Source organism: Kitasatospora sp. NPDC057500, from assembly GCF_042802195.1.
Classification (GTDB): domain Bacteria; phylum Actinomycetota; class Actinomycetes; order Streptomycetales; family Streptomycetaceae; genus Kitasatospora.
Genome location: NZ_JBHVER010000019.1, coordinates 29,644 through 40,595 on the forward strand (window position 1 = coordinate 29,644; position 10,952 = coordinate 40,595).

At 74.8% G+C, this 10,952-nt stretch carries 7 protein-coding genes; 1 reads left to right on the plus strand and 6 read right to left on the minus strand.

The annotated features are described in order from the left end of the window. Positions 1–12 precede the first annotated feature (12 nt). The 6 genes from ACFU74_RS06745 to eccD all read right to left on the minus strand — a co-directional run bounded on the left by ACFU74_RS06745 (position 13) and on the right by eccD (position 6,641). Positions 13–2,283, minus strand: coding sequence for a hypothetical protein (locus tag ACFU74_RS06745; protein ID WP_380752842.1), 2,271 nt, complete (start codon positions 2,281–2,283; stop codon positions 13–15). Between the two features lie 95 nt (positions 2,284–2,378). Then, the gene (locus tag ACFU74_RS06750) at positions 2,379–2,795 is read right to left on the minus strand and encodes a hypothetical protein (RefSeq protein ID WP_380752845.1); all 417 of its coding nucleotides are present in this window, start codon (positions 2,793–2,795) and stop codon (positions 2,379–2,381) included. 5 nt (positions 2,796–2,800) lie between these two features. Beyond that, entirely contained in the window at positions 2,801–3,106 is a 306-nt protein-coding gene (locus ACFU74_RS06755) for a hypothetical protein (protein ID WP_380752847.1), read from the minus strand. Positions 3,107–3,164: 58 nt separating this feature from the next. Continuing rightward, positions 3,165–3,521: a hypothetical protein gene (locus ACFU74_RS06760; protein ID WP_380752849.1), complete on the minus strand. Its 357-nt coding sequence runs from the start codon at positions 3,519–3,521 to the stop codon at positions 3,165–3,167. 130 nt (positions 3,522–3,651) lie between these two features. Next, complete coding sequence (gene eccB / locus ACFU74_RS06765) at positions 3,652–5,187, minus strand: type VII secretion protein EccB (protein WP_380752852.1); 1,536 nt, start codon at positions 5,185–5,187, stop codon at positions 3,652–3,654. Between the two features lie 68 nt (positions 5,188–5,255). After that, positions 5,256–6,641, minus strand: coding sequence for a type VII secretion integral membrane protein EccD (gene eccD / locus ACFU74_RS06770; protein ID WP_380752854.1), 1,386 nt, complete (start codon positions 6,639–6,641; stop codon positions 5,256–5,258). A gap of 256 nt (positions 6,642–6,897) precedes the next feature. Between eccD and eccCa the strand changes: the two genes are divergently transcribed. Beyond that, complete coding sequence (gene eccCa, locus ACFU74_RS06775; RefSeq protein ID WP_380752908.1) at positions 6,898–10,944, plus strand: type VII secretion protein EccCa; 4,047 nt, start codon at positions 6,898–6,900, stop codon at positions 10,942–10,944. The last annotated feature ends 8 nt before the right edge of the window (positions 10,945–10,952 follow it).

Sequence of the window (10,952 nt, forward strand, 5' to 3'; positions counted from 1 at the left end):
CTGCCACGGCGCTCAGCGCCCGATGACGCCTTCGACCGCACCGGTCTCGGTGCCCCACACCTCTTCGTCCTCCGCCAGCCAGGTGGTGCGGCGGCGGTCCTTCTCGCCGCCCGCGCCGCCCGCGCCGCCCATGCCGGCGCCCGGCGGCATCATCGGCGGCATCCCGCTGGAGGTGGTGGGGGTCTGCCGGCCGGTCAGGGCGGCCTGCTCCTGGGCCGCGGCGCGGGCGGCCCGCTCCGCGGCGGCGCGCTCGGCGTTGGCCTGGTCGACCGCGGCCTTGGTGATGGACGGGTCGCCGCCGGCGGCCAGGGCGCGGTTGCTGAGGCCGCCGCCCATGCCGGTGATCATCGGGCTGCCGCCGAGGCCGAGCGAGCCCGCGCCGCCGGGGCCGGCGGAGCCGAGGCCCATCGTGTTGTAGGAGAAGCCGCCGGGGCCGAACTCATTGGGCGTCAGCAGGTCGTCGCCGCCGGGGCCGATGCCGCTGCCGCTGCCGCTGCCGCCGATGCCGGCGGCGGAGTAGCGGTCGGCGAGCAGTTGCCGGTACTGCGAGACGGTGTTGCCCTGGCCGTCGCGCAGGATGCCGTCCGGGCCGATGGAGTAGCCCGGGCCGGCCACCATCGGGTTGCCGGCGGAGTCCAGGACGGGGTTGCCGTTCTCGTCGACGATCCGCCCGTCCTTGGTGATCACGGAGCTGGGGGGCACGACCACCGGGCGGTTCGAGCCGGTGCTGCCGGGGAGGAGGTGGTCGGGCAGCGGACCGGTGTTGAGGCCGGGGAAGGGGTTGCCGATGAGGTCGGGGCCGCTCCCACCGCTGCCGCCGGAGCCGCTCCCGCCGCCGAGGTTGAGGTTCGGCGTGTTGCCGCCGGAGTTGCCGAGGTTCAGGTTCGGCGTGTTCCCGCTGCCGCCGCCGAGGTTGAGGTTCGGGGTGCTCCCGCTGCCGCCCCCGGTGCCGCCGAGGTTGAGGTTCGGCGTGTTGCCGCCGGGACCTCCGGCGCCGCTCCCGCCGCTGCCGCCGCCGGCACCGGTGATGTCCTTGATGTTCGGGCCGCCGGGGAGGTCCTTGGTACCGGGACCGCCGTCCTTGTCGCCGCCGCCGCCGGTGCCGAGCTCGTTGATCTTCTGGTTGAACTCGTCGATCTTCTTGTTGGGGTCGTCCTTGGTGGGGTCCTTGGTCGGGTCCTTGGTCGGGTCCTTGGTCGGGTCCTCGGGGGCCTTCGGGTCGGGCATCATCAGCGGGAACGGCTTCAGCGGCCGGGCGGCGTTGCCGATGCTCGTGTAGGCCTGGGTGAGCCCGGTCAGCACCCGGTCGGCTTCGAGGTCCAGCCAGTTCACCACGTTGCCGAGCCAGATCTGCCGGGCCCGCTTGTCGACCTGCTTCCAGAAGTCGACCGTCTTGGGATCGCCGAACGGCGCCCCGGTGACGGTGATCTGCAGGGAGCCGAGCACCCCGTTCTGCTGGATCTTGCCGTAGGCGTCGAAGGCGCCCTTGGCCGGATCCTCCCGGCTGTGCCAGGTCGGCGTCCGGTCGTTGGAGTTCACGATCTTCAACGTCGCGCCCTTGACCCCCTCCATCAGCGCCGCGGTGACCGCGTTCGTCGGCCAGGCCAGGGGCGATCCCCACCAGCCCTTGAAGCCCTCCCACAGCTGTCCGATCTGGACCTTGACGCCCCCGTCCATCGGACGCAGGAGAGTGTCGACACCGGCCAGGCGGATCATCCGGTTGTCGGCGTCCATCTCGTTGCGGAACGCCAGCAGCAGGGTCCGCATCGCGTTCGCCGCGCTGCCCTGCCAGTCGCCGTCCTCGTCGCCGATGCCCTTGACCCACTCGGTCCCGATCGCGGCGATCCAGCCGTCGAGGAAGGAGCTGAAGTTCTTGAGGGTGTCGGCCGCCCTGGTGAAGACGGCCGGGTCGAGCCGGTCGTTGGCCTTGACCGAGCCGTCGACGAACTGCTCCAGCGGCTTGCGGCTGGCCGTCCACCCCGCGAACTTGGCGCCCGGGCCGTCGAGGTTCGGGTACTGCACGTTGGTGCCGATGACGTAGCTGCCGTGCTTCACCGTCGTGCTGGAACCCTCGGTGTAGGTGAAGTACCAGGCCACCCAGCTGTCGAGCTTCACGTCGGTGCCGTCGCCCTCGACTCCCTGCCAGCCCGCGTGGACCACCTGCCTGCGGACATCCGTGTTGAGCCACGGCTTCTCGTCGTCGACCACGTCCCCGCGCTTGGTCGGAGCCTTGTCCGCCGACGAGCCCAGGAAGGTGAGCGCGTCCTCCCAGATGTACACCATGGCATCCCCTCTCGCGGCCGTGCCCGACCTGACGTGGCGCGGGGCCGACCCGGTGCCGGGCCGACTCCGCGGTGGCGGCGGTCCTCCCCGCCGGATTACTTGGTGCCGGTGCCGGAACCCGAGGTCAGGGTCCGGTTCGCCACCTTCATGAACTGCGCGTAGTCCAGGGACTCGTCCAGCGCGTTGTTCAGGTAGCGGTCGGCGAGCGAGAGGTCGACGATCAGGGTGTCGAACTGCTCGATGATCGTCCCCAGCATCTTGGCGATCGAGTCGTCGTACGCCTTGAGCGCGGTGGCCAGGGTCCCGGGCGCGGTGAAGTTCCCGGAGTTGTTGCCGACCAGGAACGGCGCGCTGCCGTCGGCGAAGGCCCGCAGCTCCCGCACCGGAACCGCCGTCAGGACGTCCTTGAGGAAGACCTTGATGGTCTTGTCCGGGAACGTCGCCAGGAAGCTGTCGGTGATCTTGACGGTGCCGCTGCCGCCGTCGCCCTTGTCGTTCTCGTCGTCCGCCACTCGGCTCAGCCCTTGACGTGGTCGAAGTGGGTGCTGGCCCGCATGTCCGCGTCGTGGATCGCGTCGCGGATCTCGGTGAGCGCGACCTTGGCGTTCTCGATCTTGCCGGTCATCGCCTTGTCGGAGCTCTCCAACTGGGTGGCGAGGGTGTCGGCCGCGGCCGAGAAGGCACCGATGAGCTCGACGCCGATCTTGCTCCGGAGGTACTCCTTGAGGTCCTCCATCTGGGCGTGCATGGTCTTGGAGTGGGCGTCGAGGTCGTTGATCGCGGTGTCGACGCCGGCGTAGTGCAGTGACATGTGCCCGGTCATGGCGGGGTTCCCTTCGGTTCAGGCGGTCGGTTCGACGGACGGCGGGCTGCTTCGGGGGCTACTTCTGGGGGTTCAGGACGCCCTCGACGTAGTCCGCGGGGCCGGTGCCGACGTTGCCGAGGCTGTTCTTCGCGACGGTCTCGGTGTGGTCGCCGGTCGCGGTGAAGATCTGGCTGGTGTCGCCGAACTTGGCGTGGAAGGCGTCGTAGTCCCGGCTGACCGCCGCGTACTGCTCCAGCCAGGAGTTGATGTTGTTCTGGAAGGTGGTGCTGGCCGCGCCCTCGAAGCTGTCGCGGATCGCGGTGTTGATGTCCTCGATGTACATGGCGGTGGCCCTCATCGCCTCGTACTTCGCCTCGATCTGCGTCCTGACGTCCTGAAGGGCCTGCTGGCTGACCGTCGTCTGCTGGACCACGTGAGTACCTCCTCCGGTGCCGCCGGCCGCTTCCGGCCGGCGCGATTCGCCGCGGGCCGGTCGGAGCGGCCCGCCAGGGTGAACGGGACGGCTCCGCCGGGTGGTTCACCCTCCGCTCGGCCGTCGCGGCTCAGCGCGTGCAGCGGCCCTCGCCGGTGACCGCCGGCTGCACCACACCGCCCGCCAGCGGCGCCGGGTCGAGGCTCGGCCCGGTGGGCAGCAGCGACAGCACCCGCCCGGGCACCGCCGTCGGCGCCGCCTTCGCGTAGCCGAGCCGTTCGGCCACCGCCGCCGAGGCCAGCGGGTACTTCACGCCCGAATCGGTGACCAGGTACAGCGTGCCGCCGTAGCCCGCGCCGGACAGCCCCCGGACCAGGGCGCCGCCGCCGGGGCGCACCGCGATCCGGTCCGCCGGGGTGCAGCTGGGCAGCACCCCGGGCTGGAGCACCGGCGGCAGGCCGAGGACGGGCGTGGCGTCCAGCACGGACACGTCCAGGTCCCCGCCGTCGGTCCCGGGCCGCAGCGCCGCGCAGAGCGCCTGCTCGCCCCGGGGCGCCAGCGCCGCCGGGGGCCGGCCCGGCAGCCCCTCGGGGGCGAAGGCCGCCGCGGCGGCGGGCGGCGCGGTGTGCGCGGCGAGGTCGGCCGCGCCGACCGGGGAGGGCGCCACCGCACCGTTCCCGTACGCCTCCTGCTGGGTGCGCGGATCGCCCTGCACCAGGGCGAACTGGGTGGCGGTGACGGCGACCAGGCCCTGCTCGGCCAGCAGGTAGCGCTCCTCGCCGGTGCCGGTGAACAGCTGGCCGACCCGGGTCGGCCGGCCGGAGAGCACCGGACCGTCCTTGCCCCGCCCCGGCACGTCGGGGGCCCGCAGCTCCGGCCCGGCCGGGAACGCGGCCAGGAAGGAGGCGGTGACCGGGACGGGCGTGACGGCGGCGTAGCCGAGCGCCCGCACCGCGCCTCCCGCCGCGTCCAGGGTGAACCGGCGGCCGTGCCAGAGCAGGTGGGCGACGCCGTCCGGCCCCGCGCCCCCCCGGGCGCCGGGGGCCACCCGGGGGCCGGCCCCGGGCGGGGGGCCCCCGCCGCGCGCCCGGCCCACCCCCCCCCCGGGGCGCCCGCCCGGCCGGCCGGTCTGCCGGGTGCCGATCGCGACCGAGAGCTGCGGGGCGGGGCGGGCCGCCGGGACCCCGGCGCCGGCGCTCGACGGCCGCACCGTGCAGAGCAGCCAGTCGGCGCCGGCGACGGCCTTCGCGGCGGGCAGGCCGTCGGGCGCGCCGACGATGCCGACCGGGGTGCCGCGCCCGGTGCCCTCCAGCGATCGGGCCGAGACCTGGTCCACCTTCAGCTGGTCGCCCGCCAGCAGCCGCGCGCTGGCCTCGTTGAGCACGGGGTGGAGCAGCCCGCCGGCGTAGACGTAGCGGGTACCGGTCTCCTTGACCACCACCAGGGTGCCGGGCTGCTTCCAGCGGCTGGCGCCGCCGGGTTTGATCAGGCCGTAGACGCCGGCGCCGGCGCCGATCAGCAGGGCGACGGCCAGGCCGATCGCGGCGCCCCGGTTGGTCCGGCCGACCGGGGTGTCGGGGGCGTCCGGCTCGGCGCGCAGGACGCCGGCGGCGACCCGGCTCATCACGAACAGGTGGGCCTGCACCTGGTCGCGTCGGGACTGCATGGCGGGTGGCCTCCTCGGTGCGGGTGCCCCGGGTCGGGGCCGGGTCGGGTGGGGTCCGGTCGTGCGGGTCAGCCCGCCAGGCCGCGCATCGCCCCGTAGAAGCCGAAGACCTGGAGCGCGAGCGGCAGCAGAGTGATCGCGGCGAGCGAGTGCAGGATGTCGCCGATCCGGCCCCAGTAGGGCAGCAGCCGCCGCCCCGGCACCGTCCAGGCGGCGGCGCAGAGCCCGGTCGCGGCGACGGCCAGCGCGGCGAACACGCCGAGCCGGCCGCCCGGTGCGGCGTCCCAGCCGGTCCGTACGGCGAGCAGTCCGAGCCCCAGCGCCCCGGGCAGCAGCATGGCGAGCCGCTGGCGCAGCCCGCCGATGTCCCGGGCGTGCAGCAGCACCAGCACCGACAGGTCGGCGGCCATCGCCGTCGACCCCCAGCCGCCGTCCCGGGCGAGCGCCAGCACGGTGAGCGTGATCGCGCACGCCGAGCCGACCGCGACGAAGAAGCCGGCCAGGTAGCCGTCCGCGACCAGGCTGCGGGCGAGCACGTCGTCGGCCGGGAACGGCTCGATCTCCTCCTGGAGTTCGTCGGCGTTGCGGGGCAGTGCGGGCAGCCGCAGCCCGGCCAGCTTGAACGCCAGCGCGGGGACGAAGGCGCCGAACAGCACGGCCCCGGCCGCCACCGCCGCGGCGGTCTCGGTGGTCCCCACCCCGCCCGCGGCGAGCGCGCCGGCCGCGAGGGCGAGGGCCGCCGCCACCAGCAGTCCGGCGAAGAACGGCCCGGCGCCGACCAGGGCCAGGGCCACCACGGTGGCGCCGACCGCCGCCGAGCCGCCCGCGAGCAGCCGGGCCGGGCCGGTGACCCCGGGGGCCAGCGCGGCGGCGGCCGCGGCGTGGCAGGCCCCGGCGGCGGCCAGCGCCGTCCCGGCCGGGGAGTCGCCGATCAGCCGGGCCGCCGCGGCGCCGCCGGCCAGCAGCAGCACCGCGACCACCGCGGCGGCGGCGCAGCGCGGGCCCTCGGGGCCGGGCAGGGCGAGCAGCAGCAGGCCGCCGGCCAGCGTCAGCACGGCCAGCAGCAGCGCGAGGTGGTGGGTGGCGGCGGGCCGCCAGGAGTCGCCGCGGGCGGCGGTGCCGGTGCGCACGCCGTCCACCAGGTCGTCGAAGTGCACTTCGGGCAGCGCGGCCCCGCCCGGGCGCAGGAACAGCTCCTCGCCGTCGGTCAGCCCGAGCTCCTCCAGGGTCCGCTCCTCGTCGAGGGGCGCGCCGCCGAGGCGCTGGAGGACCCAGCCGGAGTGCTCGGTGCCGCTCTCGGCGACGTCGGGGCCGGCGTAGCCGAGGACGGCCGGCAGCAGGTCGGCGAGGACCACGTCGCCGGGCAGGGCGAGTTCGAAGGCGGCGCCGGGGGCGCGGAACCTCAGCCGGACCAGTCCTGTCGCCGCCGTGGTGGTGCTCGTGGTGGTGCTCACCTGTGTCGCGTCCTCCCGTGGAACCGGCCTGCCCGCTCTCCCGACACAGAGGTACGGCCCGGGCCGGGCGGGCGGTTCACCCGGCCCGGGCCGGGGTCCGGTGAACCGCCGGGGGCCCGCGGGCCGTAGGCCCGAGTGCGGTGCGGCCCGAGCCGTCGGGCCCGCCGTCACCGGCGCCGGCGGCGGCGCCGTGAGAGGAGAGCCCCCGTTGAGCGTGGTCCTGGTCGATCGTCCGCCCCGGCGCCCCGGACCGGCGATGCCGGACGGCGAGCTCCAGTTGCAGGAGCCGCCGGTTCTTCCGGAGGAGCAGAGCGGCATGTCGAACATGATCGCCATGGCGCCGATGGCGCTGAGCTCGCTCTCGATGGTGATGATCTTCCTCAACCCGCAGTCCGGCGGCGGGCCGCTCACCTATGTGGCGATGGGCATGATGGGCCTGTCGGCGGTCGGCATGCTGGTGGCCCAGCTGCTGCGCAGCTCCAGCGACCGCAAGCGCCAGCTGCGCGGCGAGCGCCGCGACTACCTGCGCTACCTCTCCCAGGTGCGCCGCCAGGTCCGCCGGCACGTCGTCAACCAGCGGCTGGCACTCGCCTGGCGCCACCCGGAGCCGGACTCGCTCGGCTCGCTGGTGCGCACCTCGCGGCTGTGGGAGCGGCGGGCGGCCCACCCGGACTTCGGCGACGTCCGGATCGCCACCGGCTCCCAGCGCCTGGCCGTCAAGCTGGCCCCGCTGGCCACCCAGCCGGTCGAGGACCTGGAGCCGCTGTGCGCGCACGCGCTGCGCCGGTTCATCCACGCCTACGGCTCGATCGCCGACCAGCCGATCGCCGTCCACGTCCGCGGCTACGCCCATGTGCTGCTGCGCTGCGAGCACCCCGCCGCGGACACCGACCCGGTGGAGGACCCGGACGGCGTGCCCCCCGCGCCCGCCCCGACGGAGCCCGCCGAGGCCGCCGACCCGGGCCCGGCCCGCGCGCTGGCCCGGGCGATGATCGCCCAGCTGGCGTTCTTCCACGCCCCGGACGAGCTGCGCGTCGCGGCCGCGGTCTCCCCCGCGCTGCGCGCGGAGTGGGCCTGGCTGAAGTGGCTGCCGCACGCGCTGCACCCCACCGAGACGGACGGGGCCGGCCCGGTGCGGCTGGTCGCCGACTCCCTGCTGGAGCTGGAGCAGCTGCTGGGCCCGGAGTTCGCCGACCGCCCCCCGTTCGAGCCGGAGACCCAGCCCGGCCGGGACGAGCCGTTCACCCTGATCGTGCTGGACGGGGTGAAGCTGCCCGCCGGCAGCCGCGCCCTGCTGGCCGGCTACCGCAACGCCGTGCTGCTGGACGTCTCCGGCGCGATGGAGTGGCAGCACGCCCCGTTCCGGCTGCGGCTGCGGATCACCGGCGACCGGCTGGACCTCGTCGCCGCCGACCGCAACCGGCGCGACGAGGTCACCGCGCTCGGCCGTCCCGACGCGCTGGGCCTCCCGGCCGCCCGCCGCTACGCCACCACGCTCGCCCCGTACCGGCTGGGCGACGCGATGGACGTCTCCGAACCGCTCAGCACCGACTTCGACCTCACCTCCCTGCTGGGCGTCAACGACCTCTACCAGCACGACATCGCCCGCAGCTGGGCCGAGCGCCCGCGCGGCCGGCGGCTGCGGGTGCCGATCGGCGTCGGCGCGGACGGCAAGCCGGTGGAACTCGACCTCAAGGAGTCGGCGCAGGGCGGCATGGGCCCGCACGGCATGCTGATCGGCGCCACCGGCTCCGGCAAGTCCGAGCTGCTGCGCACCCTGGTGCTCGCGCTCGCGCTCACCCACTCCTCGGAGACGCTCAACTTCGTGCTCGTCGACTTCAAGGGCGGCGCGACCTTCCTCGGTCTGGACCGGCTGCCGCACACCTCCGCGGTGATCACCAACCTCGCCGACGAGGCCGCCCTGGTCGACCGGATGCGCGACGCCCTGCACGGCGAGCTGAACCGCCGCCAGGAGCTGCTGCGCTCGGCCGGCAACTACAGCTCGCTGCTGGACTACGAGAACGCGCGGGCCGGCGGCGTCCAGCTGGACCCGCTGCCGACGCTCTTCGTCGTGGTCGACGAGTTCAGCGAACTGCTGTCCGCGCACCGCGACTTCATGGACCTGTTCATCATGATCGGCCGACTCGGCCGCTCGCTGGGCGTGCACCTGCTGCTCGCCTCCCAGCGGCTGGACGAGGGCCGGATGCACGCCCTGGAGTCCCACCTCTCCTACCGGGTCGGCCTGCGCACCTTCTCCGCCATGGAGAGCCGCGGGGTGCTGGGCGTGCCCGACGCCTACCAGCTGCCCTCCCAGCCCGGCAACGGCATCCTGCGCAGCGACATCGCCACCCTCACCCGGTTCAAGGCCGCGTACGTCTCCGGGCCCTACCGGCGCCGGCGCGGCGCCGTCCAGCAGGCCGCCGTGGCCGGCCAGATCGTGCTGTACGGCACCGGTTACGTCGCGCCGCGCGACCCCGACCCGGAGGTGCTCGCCGCCGAGGAGGCCCGGGAGGCCGCCGAGGAGGACGCCCCGAACCTGCTGGACCTGGCCGCCGCGCGGATGCTCGACGCCGGCCCGCCGGCCCACCGGGTCTGGCTGCCGCCGCTGGACACCCCGCCCACCCTGGACGAGCTGCTGCCGCCGCTCACCCCCACCGCGCGGCACGGCCTGGCGCCCGACGGCCGCCCCGCGGTCGGCACGCTGACCGTCCCGGTGGGCGTGGTGGACCGCCCGTTCCAGCAGATGCGCGAGTTGCTGACCGCCGACCTGTCGGCCGCCGGCGGCCACGTCGGCGTCGCGGGCGGCCCGCAGAGCGGCAAGAGCACCCTGCTGCGCGCCCTGATCACCGCCCTGGCGCTCACCCACACGCCGCAGGAGGTCCAGTTCTACTGCCTGGACTTCGGCGGTGGCACGCTCTCCTCGCTGCGCGGGCTGCCGCACGTCGGCGGCGTCACCGGGCGCCACGACCCGGAGCGGATCGGCCGCACCATCGCCGAGGTCAACGGCGTCATCGCGCGCCGCGAGATGCGCTTCGCGCAGCTCGGCGTCGACTCGATGACGACCTTCCGCCGCCGCAAGGCCGCCGGCGACCCGGAACTCGCCGACGACCGCCACGGCGACGTCTTCCTGGTCATCGACGGCTGGGGCACCCTGCGCCAGGAGTTCATGGAGCTGGTGGCCGCGCTGGCCCCGATCGCCTCCCGCGGCCTCAACTACGGCGTGCACCTCGTCGTCTCGGCGGCCCGCTGGGGCGAGATCACCGCCGGCGTGCGCGACCAGTTCGGCACCCGCTTCGAGCTGCGCCTGGGCGACCCCATCGACTCCATGATCAACATGCGGGCCGCCGAGACCGTCCCGCACAACAGCCCCGGCCGCGGCCTCACCAAGGAGCGGCTGCACTTCCTCGGCGCCCTCCCCCGGATCGACGGCCAGGGCGGCGCCGACGACCTCGCCGACGGCATCGCCGACCTCGTCGACGCCGTCAACGAGCACTGGAGCGGCCCGCGCGCGCCCGAGGTGCGGATGCTGCCGCTGCTGCTGGACTCCGCCGCGCTGCCCGCGCCCGAGGGCCGGCTGCGGGTCGCCATCGGTCTGGAGGACACCGCGATCGCGCCGCTCTGGCACGACTTCGAGGAGTCGCCCCACCTGCTGGTGGTCGGCGACAGCGAGAGCGGCAAGACCAACCTGCTGCGCCTGCTGATCGACGGGATCACCTCCGCCTACACGCCCGCGGAGGCCCGGATCATGCTCGTCGACTTCCGGCGCGGGCTCTACGAGGCCGTCCCGGAGGAGTACCGGCTCGGCTACGCCGTCTCGGTGGACGTGCTCCGGCAGGTCGTCACGGGCGCGGCCCGCGCCATGGAGGCCCGGCTGCCCGGCGAGGAGATCAGCCCGGCCCGGATGCGGCTGCGCGACTGGTGGACGGGGCCTGAGCTGTTCGTCGTCGTCGACGACTACGACCTCATCCCCGGCACGACGGGCGCCGGCCCGTTCGGCCCGCTCCTCGAACACCTGGCGCAGGGCACCGAACTCGGTCTGCACCTGATCGTCGCCCGCTCGGCCAACGGCGTCGGCCGGGCCTACAGCGACCAGGTGCTGCGCCGGCTCCAGGACGTCAACACGCCGATCACGCTGCTCTCCTGCCCGCCCAGCGAGGGCACGCTGTTCGGCAGCGTCAAGCCGCGCCTGCTGCCGCCCGGGCGCGGCCTGCACATCACCCGGCGCCGCACGGTGCAGGTGCAGACCGCGCTGATGCCGGAGCCGGAGCCGTCGTCGGAGTCGCCCGGGTCGGCGGATGCCTGACGGCCGCT

Bases quoted from the DNA above. Each gene is read 5' to 3' on its own strand.
- eccCa (WP_380752908.1), top strand. From the start codon at position 6,898: ATGCCGGACGGCGAGCTCCAGTTGCAGGAGCCGCCGGTTCTTCCGGAG.
- ACFU74_RS06755 (WP_380752847.1), bottom strand. From the start codon at position 3,106: ATGACCGGGCACATGTCACTGCACTACGCCGGCGTCGACACCGCGATC.
- ACFU74_RS06745 (WP_380752842.1), bottom strand. From the start codon at position 2,283: ATGGTGTACATCTGGGAGGACGCGCTCACCTTCCTGGGCTCGTCGGCG.
- eccB (WP_380752852.1), bottom strand. From the start codon at position 5,187: ATGCAGTCCCGACGCGACCAGGTGCAGGCCCACCTGTTCGTGATGAGC.